We start from the raw sequence: 17,511 nt of genomic DNA on the forward strand, positions 1-17,511 counted from the left end.
TCTCGGCGCTGCGCTCAGGCGGCGTCGGCCGGCGCGTTGACGTCGGCGGGCAGCGCGGCCTTGGCCACGGCGACCAGGCCGGCGAACGCCTCGGCGTCGGAGACGGCGAGCTCGGCGAGGATCTTGCGGTCCACCTCGACGCCCGCGGCCTTCAGGCCCTGGATGAAGCGGTTGTAGGTGATGTCGTTGGCGCGGGCAGCGGCGTTGATGCGGCTGATCCACAGCTTGCGGAAGTCACCCTTGCGCGCGCGACGGTCGCGGTAGGCGTAGGTCAGCGAGTGGAGCTGCTGCTCCTTGGCCTTGCGGTACAGACGCGAGCGCTGCCCGCGGTAGCCCTTGGAAGCCTCGAGGATCGAACGGCGCTTCTTCTGGGCGTTGACGGCCCTCTTCACGCGTGCCACTGATATGTCCTGTCAATCTCGGGGGGCAGTCGATCGCCCCCGGGGGTCGGTCGGGGAAGGAAGCTCAGATGCCGAGCATGCGCTTGACGCGCGGGACGTCGACGTCGGCGACGGTGGCCTTGCCATCGAGGCGACGCGTCACCCGGGAGGACTTGTGCTCGAGCAGGTGGCGGCGGCCGGCCTTCTGGCGCAGGATCTTTCCGCTGCCGGACACCTTGAATCGCTTCGCGGTGCCGCTGTGGGTCTTCGACTTGGGCATGGAGTCCTCAGTTCGTCGGGGATTTACTCGTGTTCGTCCGGCACGCGCGCAGCGGCCGGCCGGGCGGTGGGCCCGGTCGACCGGCGGAGCTACGCGGTGCCGTCGCCTGCCGCAGGCTTGTCCGCGGCAGGAGCCGGCCTGGCGACGGAGGCCTGAGCGGTCTCCTGCGCCTTGGCGCGGGTCTTGGCGCCCTTGTGCGGCGCCAGGACCATGGTCATGTTCCGACCGTCCTGCTTGGGGGCGGTCTCGATGAAGCCGAGATCGGCGACGTCGGCGCCGAGGCGCTGCAGCAGCCGGAACCCGAGTTCGGGGCGGGACTGCTCGCGGCCACGGAACATGATCGTCACCTTGACCTTCGACCCGGCCTCGAGGAAACGCACCACGTTGCGCTTCTTGGTCTCGTAGTCGTGGTCGTCGATCTTCGGTCGGAGCTTCTGCTCCTTGATGACGGTCAGCTGCTGGTTCTTGCGCGACTCGCGCGCCTTCTGGGCAGCCTCGTACTTGAACTTGCCGTAGTCCATGATCTTGCAGACCGGTGGACGGGCGTCAGGGGCCACCTCGACCAGATCGAGATCGGCTTCGTATGCCAGGCGGAGTGCATCTTCAACACGCACGATTCCGACCTGTTCCCCGCCGGGTCCGACGAGCCGGACCTCGGGAACTCGGATGCGTTCGTTGATGCGGGTCTCAGCGCTGATGGGGCCTCCTAGGTAGAGCGGTGCGGTCCGGGTGACCGCGCCGCAGCACATGGGGCCGACTTCCGACGAAAAACCCCGCCGACGGTGCTCGCGCACCGGGCGGGGTCCGAATACCGACCGGCCCGACGGACCGCACGACTCGACGGTCGTGCGTTCTCGTCCCCCGATCACTCGGGGCGCACACTCCCCGGACATCCCGGAGGGCGGCGGACCGGACCACTGAGCGGAGATCATGACCAGGTCATGGGTCGCGCAGAGGTGGGAGTCGGACTCCACTTTGCTGCCCACGCGCAGTGCGCGCGGACGGTCGTGTCCCACAGCCTAGCAAACTTCGGCCCCGCGATCGAATCGCCGGCTGCGGCCCGACCCGCTCTCGCGGCAGCGTGCGGCGGGTGGGATCGTGAAGTCATGACCGACACCCCCGATCCGACCGTGGCCGACGACGTCCGGCACCTGGGCGAGATCCCGGCCGTCGAGGTGATCAGCCGCGCCGCCGTGATGCTCATGAGTTCCGCCGCCGAGAAGCTCGGCCTGGCCGACGAGGATCCCGAGGCCGGCACCCACCGCGACCTGGACGAGGCGCGCCGCGTGATCACCGCCCTGGCCGGGCTGGTCACCGCGTCGGTGGAGTACCTGGGCCCGCACGCCGGGCCGCTGCGCGAGGGATTGCAGGCGCTGCAGCGGGCCTTCCGGGAGGCGTCGGCCTACCCGGACGAGCCGGGCAAGGGTCCCGGCGAGAAGTACACCGGCCCGGTCTTCTGACCCGGGCCGGTCTCACCGCAGCGGCACGCCCGGCTCCTCCCAGGCCCGCAGGCGCCGCAGCAGCGAGTCCTTCTTGCGCTGATGGTCGGCCATCCGGCACAGCACGTCGTCGAGGAACCGCACCGCGTGGTCGACGTACGGGCCCTTGTTGAGCATCACGCATTCGGCGCGGCCCGACGCCGCGGCGTCGGTGATCTCCGCGCGCGAGGGACGGCCGGTGCGCGCGAGGGTGTCGAGGACCTGCGTCGCCCAGATCACCGGGACGTGCGCCGCCTCGCACACCCACAGGATCTCCTCCTGCACCTCGGCCAGCCGGCCGTACCCGGCCTCGACGGCGAGGTCGCCGCGCGCGATCATCACCCCGACCCGGGGTGAGTGCAGGGCCGCGAACAAGATGGCCGGGAGGTTCTCGAAGCCCGCCACCGTCTCCACCTTGAGGATCACCCCGAGGCGGGCGCCGCCGAGTTCGGCGAGCCGGTCCTGCAGGCGCGCGACGTCGGCGGCGCTGCGGACGAAGGACAGGCTGACCGCGTCCGCGTGCGTGACCACGAACGGCAACCGGTCCAGGTCCTCGTCGGTGAGCGCCGGCAGCCGCAACTCGGTGTCGGGCAGGTTGATGCCCTTGGCCGTGCCCAGCCGGGAGCCGCGCAGGTCCGCGTCGGTGATGCGGATCCGCAGCCGTTCCGGGCCGGCCTCCTCGACGATCCCCCCGATCCGGCCGTCGTCGAAGAAGATCCGGTGCCCGATCCGGGTGTCGTCGAACACCCGGGGCAGGGTGCAGCCGATCCGGGGCGGATGGGCGTCCGGGTCGGCCGGGGTGAGGTCCGGGTCCAGGATCAGCTCGTCGCCGACGTGCAGGGTGAGTCTGCGTTCGCGTGGCGGGAGCGCCGCGACGGCGGTGGCGTCACCGCGCGCGGTCAGCCGGGTGCCGGGTACGAGGTAGGCGGTGTCGGTCAGTTCGGTGCGTACGTCCCCGGCGGCGGTGCCGGTGACGACCAGGGTGCGTTTGGAACCGCGGGTGTCGCGGAAGGTGATGCGGTCGCCGGGTCGGCGCCGGGCCAGCCACAGCTCGTCGGCGACGGGGACGACCACCTCGCCGGGGGCGGCCGCGGAGCCGGGGCGGGTGAGCCGCACCTGGACGGGCGCGACGGTGCGGCCGAGCGCGTCGCGTTCGGGTTTGGCGTGCACCACCGCGGGACCGGGGGCGACGGGGCCGGTGCGCAGCTTCGGGCCGGCGAGGTCCATGGTGACGGTGACGTGCCGGCCGTGGGCGCGTTCGGCGCGGCGCACGTGCTCGATCATGGCGGCCCACGCGTCGGGTTCGTCGTGGGCGCAGTTGATCCGGACGAGTTCGGCACCGGCCCCGACGATCCGGTCGACGAGGTCGGCGTCGGTGGCCGCTTCGCTCGGCAGCGTCACCATGATGCGGGTCCGGCGGCCACCGCGGACGGGGCCGAGCAGGGCGGCGGCGTTGCGTTCGAGCAGGCGTTCGCCGGTGACGAAGTCGACCGGGCCGGGGCGGGTGTCGACCTCGGGCAGGTCCGCGAGGCCGGCCACGGCGCGGCGCACCGCGTCGACGGAGGCCAGGACGTGGGCTTCGGCGCGTCCCAGCGACGACAGTCCCCACGCGGCGAGTTGGGATTGCAGCACGCGGATGTCGCGGCGCCGCAGCGCGACGTAGTGCGCCAGGTTCTCCGCGCCGGCCCGGTGAGCGGGGTGCGCCTGCGCCCAGCGCTCGTCGGCGCCGGCCGCGGTGACGAGGCCGTCCCGCAGCTCGTCGAGCGCGGCGGCGAGGGCCGCGAGGTCGCCGTGCGCACCGGTCATGCGCCCACCGTAGGGGCGCGGAGTTTCGCGGGGTTTGCGCCCGGTTGAACAGTGTCGTTCCTGCGGGCGACCGTGTCGGTGGCCCGCACCGTCACCGGGATGCCCGAGGATGGTGGTCATGGGCACGCACCTGGTCCTCGTTCCCGGATTCTGGCTCGGCGCGTGGGCGTGGGAGGCCGTCGCCGAGGATCTGCGGGCGCGGGGGCATCGGGTCGACGCCCTGACACTGCCCGGGCTCGAGTCCGTCCGGGCCGACCGCTCCGGCATCACGCTCGACGACCACGTCGGTGCCGTCGTGGAGGCGGTGGCGGGCGGTGCGGTCGTCGTCGCGCACAGCGGCGCCGGCCCGGTCGCGTACGCGGCGTCGGACCGGGTCCCGGCGGACGTGGCCCGTCTGGTGTACGTCGACACCGGCCCGTTGCCGGAGGCCGCCGCGCTGCGGCCGGATCTCGATGCCGCCGTGGCGGAGATTCCGCTGCCGCCGTGGGCGGAACTCGAAGCGGCCGGCAACAGCCTGATGGGACTCGACGGCGCCGCGCTGGACCGGTTCCGGGAGCGGGCGGTGCCGCATCCGGCCGGTCCGGCGCGGACCCCGCTCGCCCTGCGCGGGGACGCGCGCCTGGCGGTCCCGACGACCGTCGTGTGCACGAGCTTTCCGTCCGCGTCGATCCGGCAGATGGCGCAGGCGGGGCACCCCGTGGCGAGTGAGCTCGGCCGGCTCGCCGACGTGCAGTATGTGGATCTGCCGACCGGGCACTGGCCGATGTGGTCGCGTCCCGCCGAACTCGCGGCGGTGCTCGACGCGGCAGCTCGCCGTTGAGGGGTGAGGTCACCCACCCGGGGCGAACAGGTCGCGGACGAACGCCGTCGCGTCGGACAGCGAGGCGCGCATCGTCTCGAGGTGACCGGCCGGATACGGGTGGAACACGAATCGCGTACCGGCCGCAGTCAGGTCGGCGACGAGCTTGACCGTGAACGGCGCCGGGGTGACGGTGTCGGTCAGGCCCTGACCGAGGAACAGGGGGCGATCGTAGCCGCGGGTGGGAATCTCGAGCATGTCGCGGGCGGCGCGGACCAGGGCCGGGTCGTCGGTGCGCCGCGCCAGCAGATCGCCGATCGACAGGTCCGCGAACTCGGCCGCAGCTTCCCGGTAGCACAGGTCCTCGAGCCGGGTGAGAACGCCGCGGCCCCGCGGGCTGAGGAAGCGGTCGACCTCGACCTCGGGGTAGGTCGCGCGCATCCCGGCCAGCAGGTAGGCGATGAACACGGCGGTGCCGGTGAGCGGCAGCGGCGGAAAGGCGGGGTCGCCGAGCGGCACGAGGTGCTCGATGTTGGACGGCACGCCCAGCGCGACGGCGCCGCGGTAGTCGAGTTCGGGTGCGTACCGGGTCGCGAGGGAGGCCGCGACCATGACGGCCTGGCCGCCCTGCGACTGGCCGAGTGCGACCCAGCTCGGCCCGAGGGACGGTTCCACCGTCCGGGCGGCCCGCACCATGTCGATCACGGCGTGCGCCTCCGACGGCCCGTCGAGGTAGGCGTGCACGCCGGGGGTGCCGAGGCCGACGTAGTCGGTGGCGACGATGGCGTATCCCTGGGCGAGCCAGTGCGCGAGGTATCCGTTGTCGATGCGGCCGTCGACCGTGGGGGCGCACCGGTCCGCGATCCCGACGGCGCCGTGCCCCCACGAGATCACCGGCCAGCCACCGGCGGGCGCGGCACCCGGCGGCACGAACACCGCGCCGGTGCTCAGGGCCGGCACCCCGCGGGGGCCGGTGGTGCGGTAGGTGACCACCGAGGCGGCGACCGCGCCGGGCAGCCACCACTGCCGCGGTAGGGGCTCGACCCGGACGACGCTGCCCGGCGGGTCCGTCTCACGGCTCGGCGGCTGCGCCGCCGCGACCCCGGCCGTGAGCAGCATGCTCGTCACCAGCACGGCGACGACCCCACGGACACGAGCCTCGACGAACATCCGCCTCACGGTCCCCCCTTTGCGGTCCGCGGCGCGTCGGCGCCGTCAGGGTCAGCTCGCCGCTGCCACCTTCCGTGGTGCGCGCTTGCGTGCCGGCTTGCGGGCGGGCGCCGGCTCCGGCGCGACGGGCTCGGCGAGCGCCTCGCTCAGGAACCTGCCGGTGTAGCTGCCCTCGACGGCGGCGACGTCCTCGGGTGTGCCCTGCGCAACGACGGTGCCGCCGCCCGAGCCGCCCTCGGGGCCCATGTCGATGATCCAGTCCGCCGTCTTGATCACGTCGAGGTTGTGTTCGATCACGATCACCGTGTTGCCCTTGTCGACGAGACCGTTGATCACGCCGAGCAGCTTGCGGATGTCCTCGAAGTGCAGTCCGGTCGTGGGCTCGTCGAGCACGTACACGGTGCGGCCCGTCGACCGCTTCTGCAGTTCCGCGGCGAGCTTGACGCGCTGGGCCTCGCCGCCGGACAGGGTCGGGGCGGGCTGGCCCAGGCGCACGTACCCGAGGCCGACGTCGACGAGGGTGCGCAGGTAGCGGTGGATCGAGGTGACCGGCTCGAAGAACTCGGCGGCCTCCTCGATCGGCATGTCCAGCACCTCGGCGATGGTCTTGCCCTTGTAGTGCACCTCCAGGGTCTCGCGGTTGTAGCGGGCCCCGTGGCACACCTCGCACGGCACGTACACGTCGGGCAGGAAGTTCATCTCGATCTTGAGCGTGCCGTCGCCCGAGCACGCCTCGCACCGGCCGCCCTTGACGTTGAACGAGAACCGGCCCGGCTGGTAGCCGCGCACCTTGGCCTCGGTGGTCGCGGCGAACAGGGTGCGGATCTTGTCGAACACACCGGTGTAGGTGGCCGGATTCGACCGCGGCGTACGCCCGATCGGCGACTGGTCGACCTGGACGAGCTTGTCGAGCTGGTCGAGCCCGTTGACGCGGGTGTGCCGGCCGGGCACCTGCCGCGCGCCGTTGAGCTTGTTGGCCATGACCGTCGCGAGGATGTCGTTGACCAGGGTCGACTTGCCGGAGCCGGAGACGCCCGTGATCGCGGTGAGCACGCCGAGCGGGAAGGCCACGTCGATGCCGCGCAGGTTGTTCTCGCGCGCGCCGACGACGGTGACCTGACGTTTGCGGTCGACCGGCCGGCGCTGCTGCGGCACCTCGATCCGCTGGCGGCCGGACAGGTACGCGCCGGTGAGCGAGTCGGTGCAGTCGAGCAGTTCCTTGTACGGGCCGGTGTGCACCACCCGACCGCCGTGCTCACCGGCGTACGGCCCGATGTCGACGACCCAGTCCGACGCCCGGATGGTGTCCTCGTCGTGCTCGACGACGATCAGGGTGTTGCCGAGATCACGCAGCCGGGTGAGGGTTTCGATGAGCCGGCGGTTGTCGCGCTGGTGCAGGCCGATGGACGGCTCGTCCAGGACGTACAGGACACCGACCAGGCCCGAGCCGATCTGGGTGGCGAGCCGGATACGTTGCGCTTCCCCGCCCGACAGGGTGCCGGCCGCGCGGGAGAGGGTGAGGTACTCGAGTCCCACATCGAGCAGGAACCCGAGACGTGCCTGGATCTCCTTGAGCACCTGCCCGGCGATGGCCTCCTCCCGCGCCCCGAGGGTCAGCGCGCCGAGGAACTCCGCGCATTCGGCGATGGACAGGTCGGAGACCTCGGCGATGGACTTGTGCCCGTGCTCGCCCGCGGCGACCGTCACCGCCAGAATCTCCGGACGCAGCCGCGCCCCCGCGCACGCCGGGCACGGGATCTCCCGCATGTACCCGTCGTACCGTTCCTTCATCTGTTCGGATTCGGTCTGTTCGAGCCGGCGGTGCAGGAACGGCATCACGCCCTCGAACTCGGCGTAGTACGACCGGGTCCGGCCGTACCGGTTCTTGTAGCGGACGTGCACCTGTTCCGGGCTGCCCTCGAGGATGGCCTTGCGGGCCTTGGCCGGCAGCTTGTTCCACGGGGTGGACATCTCGAAGCCCATGATGTCGGCCAGCCCGGACAGCAGCCGGGTGAAGTATTCGGAGGTCTGCCCCATCGACCAGGGCGCGATCGCGCCGTCCTCGAGGCTGAGTTCCGGGTCCGGCACGACGAGTTCCGGGTCGACCTCCTTGCGGATGCCGAGGCCGGTGCACTCGGGGCAGGCACCGTACGGGGAGTTGAACGAGAACGACCGGGGTTCGAGCTCGTCGATGGACAGCGGGTGCCCGTTGGGGCAGGCGAGTTTCTCGGAGAAGCGGCGCTCGCGGTCGGCCGCGTTCTCGTCCCGGTCGACGAAGTCGAGGACGACGATGCCCTCCGCCAGGCGCAGCGCGGTCTCGATCGAATCGGTGAGCCGCTGCTTGGCACCGGACTTGACCGCGAGCCGGTCGACGACCACCTCGATGTCGTGCTTCTCCTGCTTCTTCAGCTTCGGCGGATCGGTGAGGGGATGGACCACCCCGTCGACCCGCACGCGGGCGTACCCCTGCACGGTCAGCTGTTCGAACAGGTCGACGAACTCGCCCTTGCGGGTGCGCACGACGGGTGCGAGCACCTGGAACCGCGTGCCCTGCTCCATGTCGAGGACCTGGTCGACGATCTGCTGCGGCGTCTGCCGGGCGATCCGCTCCCCGCACTGCGGACAGTGCGCTGTGCCGGCGCGGGCGTACAGCAGGCGCAGGTAGTCGTAGACCTCGGTGATGGTGCCGACGGTCGAGCGCGGGTTCCGGTTGGTGGACTTCTGGTCGATGGACACCGCCGGTGACAGGCCCTCGATGAAGTCGACGTCGGGTTTGTCCATCTGGCCGAGGAACTGGCGCGCGTAGGCGGACAGCGACTCGACGTAGCGGCGCTGCCCCTCGGCGAAGATCGTGTCGAACGCCAGGCTCGACTTGCCCGACCCGGACAGGCCGGTGAAGACGATCAGGCTGTCACGCGGCAGGTCCAGGTCGATCCCCCGCAGGTTGTGCTCCCGCGCGCCACGCACGATCAGGCGATCCGCCACGCCACGTCCCTCCTCGTCGGATCCCCTGGATGGTCGGATCCGGTCGCATCTCGATTCACCGACGTCACGTCGCGCAACTCGGCCCTGGACCATGGTAGGCGCGCCCACCGACACGTTCCGGTTCCCGACCGCCGTGCACGCGGGCGACGGACCACGGCGGTAACGTGCCTCACATGTCGCAGCAGCCCTTGGTCATCGACGACGACTACACCGGCGAGGTCACCCCCGGCGGACCCGCGCAGCGCCGCACCGTGCCCGGCGCGACCATCGTCAAGCTGTCCGTCGGACCCATGGACAACAACACCTACCTGATCACGGATTCCGCCACCGGCAACTCGGTGTTCCTCGACGCGGCGAACGAGCCGGAGTTGCTCACCCGGTTCCTCGCCGAGCACGCCCCGAAACTCGAGCTGATCGTCACGACCCACCAGCACTGGGACCACTGGCAGGGCCTCGAGGCGGTCGCGGCCTCGACCGCGGTTCCCACGGCCGCGCACCCGCTCGACGCCGAGCCGCTCCCGGTCACACCCGATCGGTTGCTCATGGAGGGCGACACCGTCGCCGTCGGCGAGCTCGGCCTCGAGGTGATCCACCTGTCCGGACACACCCCGGGCTCGATCGCGCTGGTCCTCACCGAGACCGGCACCGGCCGGCACCACATCTTCACCGGTGACTCCCTCTTCCCCGGGGGTCTTGGGCGGACAACAAAGCCCGAGGAGTTCAACTCGCTCTACGACGACGTGGACACCAAGCTGTTCGGTCGGTTCGGCGACGACACCGTCGTCTACCCGGGCCACGGCAAGGACACCACGCTCGGCGCGGAGCGGCCACATCTCGGGGAGTGGCGCGAGCGCGGCTGGTGACCACTGGCGCGACGTCTCACCTCAAGGTCTCCTCGGATCACTTCAAGGACCCGTTTATGACATCCAGCGACAACCCCCGGCATCTTGCAGTGCTGGCAGGTAACGGCCTGAGTGTTGCTTTCAGCGAAGAGCTCTTGCTCGATCGGATCACTGCGGAGGTGATGGCACGCCTCGCTGCCGCCCACGCAGATTCCGACGCTGTGACGAATGCGATGCATAAGGTGGCCAACCATGACCTCAACACCAACGCCGAGTACGACTTCGAGGCCCTAATTGGGGCGTTCGGCGGGCAAAGCAACATTCTGCGAGACCTCATGCTGTACGCCGACCTGGTCGACCAGTCCAACGAGACTCTGACGTCGTCAATAGCCCAAGTCCAGAAGTTTGTTACCGATGTGCAGAGGCAGGGAGTCGGCCACGTCCTTGAAGTCATCGCAGAGCGATCAATCGCATACGAGGACGAGAGCGGCCCGCTACGCGAATTGCTCTCCGAAGTAGTCGGAGCGTTCGACGGGCACAAGACGATTGCCAACCTCAACTACGACACACTTGTGCTGTCTGCGCTCATGGAAGACCACAAGGATGACGTTTGCGACATGGCTAGCGGGTGGCAGACCGGAACCGCCGCGGTACCCGGCGACTTCACCTACAAGATCAACCGGCTTCGCGGTGGGGCTAATGAATTCGTGGATTGGTCGAAGCGTCCTATCCGGCTCGTGAACCTTCATGGATCACTCACTTTCTGGATGGACACGAACGGCGAACAATGGAAGTTTCCAGTCGGTGCCCTCAGAGGAGAAGCACTCGGTGAGGACCCCGCAACGGTATGGGATGCGTATCGCCGCGGCTTGCTCCCCTATCAGCCCCTCGTCGTTCTAGCGAACCAATACGACAAGACGCAGCTTGTAGCAGAGCAACCTTTCGCGATGGGGTATGACGTCTTCGCAGAGGGTCTAGCGGAAGCCGACCACTGGCTCGTGATCGGGTACTCATTTCGCGACTACTGTGTCAGCGACCGCCTGCGCGCTAGCTTCGAAGCACGTTCGACTAGGCCACACGTTCTCGTTGTCACGCTCGGCGGCTCTCCCGACGTCGCCACGATCGAATCTGCCCTGGGCTGGGAGAACACCTCGGGCGACTCGTCATCATGGCTAACTGTGTTCCGGGGAGGCGCAACAGCCCTCGTCGGCTCGGCCGAATGGAAGAAGTTCTTGGCTTGAAGGTGGCTGCGATGCGGAAGGTCACATAGTGATCAAGGCGCTAAGGAGCACTATCAGCGCAAGTACAGCGAGAGCGACGAGGATCGACGCAGGCTTGGGAATGAAGTACCCGTTTTCATCTGTCCATCCGAATACGCTCTCGTCCCGGCGCGGAACCGGCGGCCGGTAGTTCCGGTACATCACTCTTGCCGCGCCGTTGACCGGACGTATACGCCCCGTGCGGTCGTAGACGAACAGCGCCATACCTTCCTCCTCGGCATAGGTCGTGGCACGGTCCGAGTAGCCAGCCAAAGAGAAGAACAACATCTGCTGGTGCACATTGCGACTTCCACGTGCACCGACCAGCCTCTGCAGGTCTGGGCTGCCGGTCACCGCTGCGTGCATCTTGACCTGAGCGACCGCCTCCCTCGCTGCGACATCGACGCCGCCATCGTGCGCCACCTGAGTGGCAGCTGCGTCAGAAAACCCGATCTGCCGCATGAACCTGGCAGCGAGTAGTTCCGCGTCGCGGAAATCGGTGATCAACTCTTCCCTAGACAATCAGCTTCGTCCTTTCAGCAACAAGACAGGTCGAATGATGGCCGATCATCCGAAGAGGCACGCGTGAAACGTCCTACCCGGCGGAACAGCTTGGCACAATGCACCCGCCATGGACTTCGCATCGGCAATAAATGCTCCCTGTAACGACCCCGCTTGTCCCGAGTATCGGCGGGTAGCTAGCCGAAGCACTTCAGTTCCCTCTGTCGTGACGTCACCACCGAGGCCTTCGACCGCATTGGCGGATAGGGCCAGCACGAACGAGTGGCCATCCCGCACGGAGTTCCTCCCGTAGGACCGGCCGACCCTCAGTCGTCCGAGACCTCCGCGTCATTGACTACTACCGGCATGAGCGAGAGAGCTCGTGCGACCTCGTCGAGGAACCGGGTGCTTGTGACGAACCACTCTCGGCAGGCGGTCCGCGCCACGCTCCGGTGGTGATCGGCCGCCTCGAGCAGACGGTGGAAGATCGTCTCCGCCGGCGCTGCCGCGCCGGGCTCGGTCCGGTAGATGCGAAGCAGGACCGGTTCCTCGGGCAGTGCCGTGGTGCGGGTCTGCTCCCGAAACCGCCGGATGATGTCGCTGTCGCTTCGCCCTACCTTCATCAAGGTGCGTCCGCTGTCGGGCTCGTAGGGATGTAGCAGGTAGTGCGGCAGGGCATAGACGTAGATGCCGACCTCGTTCCGCGCCTCGGCCTCTTCCGTCTGCGCCTTGGCCTGCTGGACCTCCACGCTGCGGGCCGACTCGTCCGAGGCGCGCCGCTCAAGCTCGACGAGGTTATGTTCGAGGTAGGTGCGGCAGGCCTCCGACCATCCCCCGGTTTTCAGCATGCTGCGGAACTTACGGGCCACCACCTGGGCCACAGTCGGGGCCGTAGGCAGGTCGCCGTCGAGCAGGCTGCGGATGCGCCGTTCATACATCCAGACGAAGCCCGACGTGGACACCTCCAACTCGGAGGCGATTTCGTCGGCGGTCAGGCCACGCTGCAGGCATCGATACACCTCGCCGAGACGCGACGCATCCTGCTCGAGAAACGCGATCAGTTCGACTCGAACGTCGGCAGGCGGCCGTACAGGCCCGAGCTCGGCTCGAGCTGAGGAGAGAGTGGACGCGCTATCCTCCACGCCGCCATCCGAGTTCACTTCATTCCCCCGTGCGTCGACATTTGGTGATCGTTGCATCGAACGTCATCATCGGCAATCCGCGAGCCCCCCGGCGCGCCCCGGACTCGCGCGCCGTAAACGGTAGACCATACGGCACCAGCACTCCCCGGGAGCCGTGGGAGTGCACTACCCGTTTGGACCTACTCCGTGCTGCAGGGTAGGGAACCTGCCGCTGTCCGGGTCGGGCGGCGACCACTCTGACCTTGTCAGGAAGAGCGACGAGCCAAGTGCGCACCGCGTCTCTCATCCCGTGGAAACGGCTGGTTGGTTCGGGTCTCTTCCTGGCAGGGCGCATTACAGGGCCCGTCATCGAAATCTCTACTGCCGACGACCGCTCCAGCCGACCGGGCTACTACCGATGTCTGCGTCTATACCGCCGTGCAGTTGGCGTCTCGCAGCTCCCTGATGACGTCGGCCAGCTGAGAGTACTTCGACAATCGGTTTCCCAGGTCGGCAGAAGTAGCGCCGCCCTTCCAGTGCTGCCGACCGTAGGTGTCCTGCGAGCCCATGTGCTTTCGCAGATGTCGAGGTGCCCGGCTGAGAGCTTCTAAACTTGGCATTTTGCCCGGAGGCAAACGCATGACCTGGGCCCTGACCACGTGCGGCTGCGGAGGACGATGGGCACCCTTCGGGACTTCGTTGACGTGGTCACGGAATGTAGGCGTGGGAAGGTATCGGTATCCAGATGCAGAGCCGGTCCCCTTACGCGTGAATTGGTTCGTGCCGGCAGGTGCTTTAAGGATTCGGACCGACACATCGACGAACCACCCAATTGCCATCGCGATAGCGGCACGAACCCCGGGTTCGTCCAGTCCGTAGCCGGTGAAGTGCTCGAGGTCGAAGGCGACAAGGACTCCTCGACTCTTGCGTCCCACCCATGCATAGCCGTGTCCACCGCCCATGGTGAGCAGGACCTGCCCGTTGTCACCTCCGTCGAACCACATCGGCGTCTCGGAGTACATGCTGAGTCGATGCGCTTCCGCAAGGGTGCGCGCCCGGACGATTTCATTGTCCAGTGCCGCATGTTCGGTCTCGTCGAGGAAGTCGAACGGCGAGGTGCCGATTGGGACGAAGTCGAGCTTCAGGTCCAATGCCGCGTCGAGGAGTCGCCGAGCAGTGGCACTGTCTTTGGAATCGAGTATGGCCAGGAGCCACGGCGCAGCCCGGAACCGCCACCCGGTGGCACCCTTCTCCCATGGTGCACCCTCGGCGAGATCCAATCCTGGGCTCCCGAGCGCAGCCAGAGCATATGCGGCAGCCAAGATTCGATCCGCATGCCGTTGCCGCCTCGTTGCCGATTTCACGAAGGCGATGGACTGCGTCAACGACCCACTCAACGTCAGCGCGACATCGGTGCAGTCCGCGGTACGCATCGAGGCAAGCAGAGCTGCCGTCACTGCCATGGTCACGAGATCAGCCGAATAAGCCGCCGAACGCGCAACCTTCTCAACGTCAGCCTTCCTCCAACTGCTCCTGATCCGGTCAAGGCTGATCTTCGATGCTGCAGCGCCGGCGTCCTTGGTCTCCGCGTCCCACAGCGCCAATACGTGCGCAGCGCGCGCGGTGGACAACTGAACTCCTGCGAGGTACCCGATGGGGTGGTTGTTGACTTCACGGTCGACAGCTAGTCGAGTCCCCAGCCGAACGGCTTTGTCGGCGCGCACCGGTGGCATGTCGAACTCTGTGCGGAGCATCGTCCGGGCCGCCGAATCCGAATCGCTGCACGCCCGCGCTGCCAGACCCAAAAGCCCGGACGCGCCCAGCTGCCCCAACATTTCGGACCGCTGCAAGGAACTCGCCAGTGACCTAGCTGGTCCCTTAAGCGGGCAGAAAGGCCGCGACGTCCCATGGAACACCGTCAAGGTCAATCGGCTGGGCGGTCATCTGAGCACTATACGAAGACTTCGTCTGGGCATGCTGCACAACCGAAGCCAGAGGTGTGGCCAGCGGTGGGGAGCAAGCACATGTAACGAAGCCGAGTTGCTCGCCGTGTCGACCGTCGCGTAATTCCCCAGGGGTTTCCGTCACGGAATTCCCCATGTCCGGGTGTGCTGAGTCGAGGGTAGCCGGACCGATACCCGGGTTGGTTCAGTTCGTGGTCGTGGTCCGGTTTCCGGGACGTTTGCGCGGCCGGTAGGACGGGCCATCCATCAGGACCTGGTGGCTGGTGTTGATCAGCCGATCGAGCAGAGACTCGGCCACGACCGGGTTCGGGAACAGCGGATACCAGTCCTTCGGGGCCCTGTTACTCGTCAAAACCAACGGCTTGCCGGCGATTGCCCGGTCGGAAACCAGATCGTAGAGATCATCGGACTGGGTGGTGGTGTGCTCGCGCATCGCGAAGTCATCGATGATCAACACCAGCGGCCGGGTATATTCGCGCATGCGTTGGCCGATGGTGCGATCGGCGTGTCCACCCGCCAGATCGGCGAGCATCCGGGAACATTTGACGAACCGCACATCCCCACCGCGGCGGGCGGCATGATGCCCAAGAGCTTGCGCCACATGGGTTTTCCCGACGCCGACGGGACCGTAGAGGATCACCGACTCGCCGGCGTCGAGCCACCGCAGGGCGGCGAGGTCCCGCAGCATCGCGGCCGGGAGTTTCGGGTTGGCGGTGAAGTCGAAGTCCTCGAAGGTGGCCTGCTGCTCGAACTTGGCCCTGCGCACCCGCCGGGCCAGGGCGGCGGTTTCCCGGCGGGCGATCTCGTCCTCACAGAGCACCTGCAGGAACTCGAGGTGCCCGAGCTGCCCGTCGCGGGTCTGGGCCAGACGCGCATCGAGGGTGTCGAGCATGCCGGTCAGCTTCAAGGTCTTCAATGCAGAACGCAGGCTGGGATCGTGAATGGTCATGACAGGTGTCCTCACAACTTCTCTTGAAAATGACTGCAGTTCAACGACTTATGCCGAGATGGCGGCTCAGGCGGAGCGTTCGGTATCGAACGCGTCCGGTCCGCGCAACAACGCCGGGGCGGTGACCCCGGTAGGGGCCTCGGCGAGGCCGTCGTGCTCGGTGCCGGCGGCGAGGATGCCCTTGACGGTGCGATAGCGCGGATCACCGACCTCGAGGGCCCGGACGCAGGCTGCATCGACGCGGGCATCGTCGTAGCGCGACCGCAGCCGGATGATGCCCTGGATCGACCGCAACCGATGGATCGCGTTGACCTGCGACAACTCGTCGACGATCGCGACCGCACCGGGCCCGATCTGCTCGGCCTGGGCCCGGCACCACACCACCGTCTGCAACGTGAACGCGGTCTTCTCCGGCGGGTAGTGCTCGGGATTCGTCGCCCTCCCCGAGGGGCGGCGCACATGGGTGGCCACGACCTGCTCGTCGTGGAAGATCTGCACCACATCGCCGCTGGTGCGCACGAGCAGTTGCCGGCCGATCAGCCGCCACGGCGCCGAATACAACGCCTTACCGGCCTTGACGTGGCAGTCCGGGGCGAGCTTGCCGGTGGAGTAGACCACCGGTTCGAACGGCCTGGGCGGCAACGGTGTCAGGGTGTGCTTCTCGACGGCGTCGAACACCACCGCCGGGTGCGCACCACCGAGACCGCGATGCTGGTGCCGGCCGTAGACGTCGGTGCACCATGTCAGCGCGGCGGCCTGCATCTGCGTCAGCGAGGTGAACTCGCGGCCCCGGAAGAACGAGTCCCGGATATAGGGCATCGGGCGCTCGATCCGTGGTTTGTCCTTGGGTTTGCCGGCCCGGGCCGGATCGATGAGCACCTGATAGAAGTCGGCGAGTTCGGCATAGGCCCGGTTGATCTGCGGATCGTAGAGATCGGGCCGATCCACCCCGGTCTTGAGGTTGTCGCACACCATCCGCGCCGGAGCGCCACCGAAGAACTCGAATGCAGCCACATGCGAGGAGCACCAGGAGGTTTGATCCATCCGCAGCACCGGTTGGACGAACAGCATCCGTGAACACGCCAGGATCACCGCGAACGCCCACACCGCCACCCGCCGGTCCGTCGCCGGATCGCGCCACATCCCCAGCTTGCCGTAGTCGACCTGACCCTCGTCGCCCGGCGGGACCGGTCCGCGGGGAAACGTGGCCTTCGACGCTGCGACACGATCGGCGAATCGTGTTGTGATATACCGCCGCACAGTCGATTCCGACACCGGAACACCGCGATCGTCGCGCAGCCGTTGAGCGATGGTCGCCACGGTCACCGACTCGTCGAGTTGGCCCTCGATCCAGGCGTGGTGGGCGGCGATCGCCGACCAGGTCACCGCCCGCGCCGTCGGGTCCACCACTTCCGGGAACCAGGCCGCGATCAACTCGCGCCACAGGTTCTCGTCGAACTTCTCCCCGCCGCCCGGCGTCAACCCCGCCGCCAATGCCCGGGTGAGGTACTTGCGGATGGTTTTGCGGTCGAGTCCCAGGGCTGTCGAGATCTGCACCTGGGAGCGGCCGGCATGCCAATGCCGGAACAACTCCATCAGATCGGTCATCGTCCACGTTCTCCTTGCCACCGTCGGGCCCCTTCCCAGGCCCCCTTGGTGGACCTTGGGAAGAAGCGAACCTGCAGCAGCACCCACACCCCGGCCGACACGCCCCAGGGGTGGGGAATTACGTGACGGCCGGGTGGGGAATTACGTGACGGACCAACCCCTCAACCTGGGGAATTACGTGACCGCTGACACTCGCCGACATTCGAAATGTCCTGCCCTAGGATCACGGCACTGGACGCGGAGAACACGGGGGCAGGCGGTGCCGAGATATCGGTTCAAGTGGCCGAACCTACAACCGCAACTGCTGAGAGCTCTGTGCCGTGATCTCGACCTCGACGTCGGCGAGTACAGTCCGGCCGCGGCGCTGCG

Annotated in this window: 15 protein-coding genes; 4 read left to right on the forward strand and 11 right to left on the reverse strand. The window is 68.0% G+C overall.

Features of this window, described 5'->3' with window-relative positions:
* Nucleotides 1–14: 14 nt before the first annotated feature.
* From rplT to infC, 3 genes are all read right to left on the reverse strand, one after another.
* Nucleotides 15–401 carry a 50S ribosomal protein L20 gene (gene rplT, locus QNA09_RS11945; protein ID WP_003937964.1) on the reverse strand — a complete coding sequence of 129 codons (387 nt, stop codon included), beginning with the start codon at nt 399–401 and terminating at the stop codon, nt 15–17.
* Between the two features lie 64 nt (nt 402–465).
* Entirely contained in the window at nt 466–660 is a 195-nt protein-coding gene (gene rpmI / locus QNA09_RS11950) for a 50S ribosomal protein L35 (protein ID WP_010595371.1), read from the reverse strand.
* 89 nt (nt 661–749) lie between these two features.
* Nucleotides 750–1,409 carry a translation initiation factor IF-3 gene (infC, locus tag QNA09_RS11955; RefSeq protein WP_017681575.1) on the reverse strand — a complete coding sequence of 220 codons (660 nt, stop codon included), beginning with the start codon at nt 1,407–1,409 and terminating at the stop codon, nt 750–752.
* Between the two features lie 357 nt (nt 1,410–1,766).
* Between infC and QNA09_RS11960 the strand changes: the two genes are divergently transcribed.
* Nucleotides 1,767–2,120 carry a DUF1844 domain-containing protein gene (locus QNA09_RS11960; protein WP_003937961.1) on the forward strand — a complete coding sequence of 118 codons (354 nt, stop codon included), beginning with the start codon at nt 1,767–1,769 and terminating at the stop codon, nt 2,118–2,120.
* Nucleotides 2,121–2,132: 12 nt separating this feature from the next.
* On the opposite strand, the gene QNA09_RS11965 is transcribed toward QNA09_RS11960, so the two are convergent.
* Nucleotides 2,133–3,944, reverse strand: a complete 1,812-nt coding sequence (locus QNA09_RS11965) for a pyruvate kinase (protein WP_017681576.1) — start codon at nt 3,942–3,944, stop codon at nt 2,133–2,135.
* A 118-nt stretch (nt 3,945–4,062) separates the two neighbouring features.
* Between QNA09_RS11965 and QNA09_RS11970 the strand changes: the two genes are divergently transcribed.
* Complete coding sequence (locus QNA09_RS11970) at nt 4,063–4,764, forward strand: alpha/beta fold hydrolase (RefSeq protein WP_017681577.1); 702 nt, start codon at nt 4,063–4,065, stop codon at nt 4,762–4,764.
* Nucleotides 4,765–4,773: 9 nt separating this feature from the next.
* On the opposite strand, the gene QNA09_RS11975 is transcribed toward QNA09_RS11970, so the two are convergent.
* Nucleotides 4,774–5,913 carry a lipase family protein gene (locus QNA09_RS11975; protein WP_010595366.1) on the reverse strand — a complete coding sequence of 380 codons (1,140 nt, stop codon included), beginning with the start codon at nt 5,911–5,913 and terminating at the stop codon, nt 4,774–4,776.
* A 51-nt stretch (nt 5,914–5,964) separates the two neighbouring features.
* Nucleotides 5,965–8,898: an excinuclease ABC subunit UvrA gene (gene uvrA / locus QNA09_RS11980; RefSeq protein ID WP_010595365.1), complete on the reverse strand. Its 2,934-nt coding sequence runs from the start codon at nt 8,896–8,898 to the stop codon at nt 5,965–5,967.
* 173 nt (nt 8,899–9,071) lie between these two features.
* Between uvrA and QNA09_RS11985 the strand changes: the two genes are divergently transcribed.
* Nucleotides 9,072–9,761, forward strand: coding sequence for an MBL fold metallo-hydrolase (locus tag QNA09_RS11985; protein WP_119699810.1), 690 nt, complete (start codon nt 9,072–9,074; stop codon nt 9,759–9,761).
* A 56-nt stretch (nt 9,762–9,817) separates the two neighbouring features.
* Entirely contained in the window at nt 9,818–10,981 is a 1,164-nt protein-coding gene (locus tag QNA09_RS11990) for an SIR2 family protein (RefSeq protein ID WP_162919315.1), read from the forward strand.
* A gap of 21 nt (nt 10,982–11,002) precedes the next feature.
* Here the strand turns inward: QNA09_RS11990 and QNA09_RS11995 are convergent, their stop codons facing one another.
* The 5 genes from QNA09_RS11995 to istA form a co-directional block, all read right to left on the reverse strand.
* Nucleotides 11,003–11,506 carry a restriction endonuclease gene (locus QNA09_RS11995; protein ID WP_162919316.1) on the reverse strand — a complete coding sequence of 168 codons (504 nt, stop codon included), beginning with the start codon at nt 11,504–11,506 and terminating at the stop codon, nt 11,003–11,005.
* Nucleotides 11,507–11,826: 320 nt separating this feature from the next.
* A complete protein-coding gene (locus QNA09_RS12000) occupies nt 11,827–12,660 on the reverse strand; it encodes a GIY-YIG nuclease family protein (RefSeq protein ID WP_162919317.1) in 834 nt (277 codons plus the stop codon).
* A 389-nt stretch (nt 12,661–13,049) separates the two neighbouring features.
* Nucleotides 13,050–14,252 carry a hypothetical protein gene (locus QNA09_RS12005; RefSeq protein WP_162919318.1) on the reverse strand — a complete coding sequence of 401 codons (1,203 nt, stop codon included), beginning with the start codon at nt 14,250–14,252 and terminating at the stop codon, nt 13,050–13,052.
* Nucleotides 14,253–14,769: 517 nt separating this feature from the next.
* Nucleotides 14,770–15,534, reverse strand: a complete 765-nt coding sequence (gene istB / locus QNA09_RS12010) for an IS21-like element helper ATPase IstB (RefSeq protein ID WP_208643842.1) — start codon at nt 15,532–15,534, stop codon at nt 14,770–14,772.
* Nucleotides 15,535–15,600: 66 nt separating this feature from the next.
* Nucleotides 15,601–17,142 (reverse strand): IS21 family transposase, encoded by a 1,542-nt coding sequence (istA, locus tag QNA09_RS12015; protein ID WP_208643843.1) that lies wholly within the window; start codon nt 17,140–17,142, stop codon nt 15,601–15,603.
* Nucleotides 17,143–17,511: the final 369 nt, after the last annotated feature.

The sequence above is a fragment of the Rhodococcus sp. AH-ZY2 genome, from assembly GCF_030916465.1.
Taxonomy (GTDB): domain Bacteria; phylum Actinomycetota; class Actinomycetes; order Mycobacteriales; family Mycobacteriaceae; genus Rhodococcus; species Rhodococcus ruber.

Excerpts from the sequence above, each read along its gene's own strand:
- infC (WP_017681575.1), bottom strand. The coding sequence starts at position 1,409 with ATGTGCTGCGGCGCGGTCACCCGGACCGCACCGCTCTACCTAGGAGGC.
- QNA09_RS11960 (WP_003937961.1), top strand. The coding sequence starts at position 1,767 with ATGACCGACACCCCCGATCCGACCGTGGCCGACGACGTCCGGCACCTG.
- istB (WP_208643842.1), bottom strand. The coding sequence starts at position 15,534 with ATGACCATTCACGATCCCAGCCTGCGTTCTGCATTGAAGACCTTGAAG.
- QNA09_RS11965 (WP_017681576.1), bottom strand. The coding sequence starts at position 3,944 with ATGACCGGTGCGCACGGCGACCTCGCGGCCCTCGCCGCCGCGCTCGAC.
- QNA09_RS11970 (WP_017681577.1), top strand. The coding sequence starts at position 4,063 with ATGGGCACGCACCTGGTCCTCGTTCCCGGATTCTGGCTCGGCGCGTGG.
- rpmI (WP_010595371.1), bottom strand. The coding sequence starts at position 660 with ATGCCCAAGTCGAAGACCCACAGCGGCACCGCGAAGCGATTCAAGGTG.
- QNA09_RS11985 (WP_119699810.1), top strand. The coding sequence starts at position 9,072 with ATGTCGCAGCAGCCCTTGGTCATCGACGACGACTACACCGGCGAGGTC.
- istA (WP_208643843.1), bottom strand. The coding sequence starts at position 17,142 with ATGACCGATCTGATGGAGTTGTTCCGGCATTGGCATGCCGGCCGCTCC.
- QNA09_RS11990 (WP_162919315.1), top strand. The coding sequence starts at position 9,818 with ATGACATCCAGCGACAACCCCCGGCATCTTGCAGTGCTGGCAGGTAAC.
- QNA09_RS11975 (WP_010595366.1), bottom strand. The coding sequence starts at position 5,913 with ATGTTCGTCGAGGCTCGTGTCCGTGGGGTCGTCGCCGTGCTGGTGACG.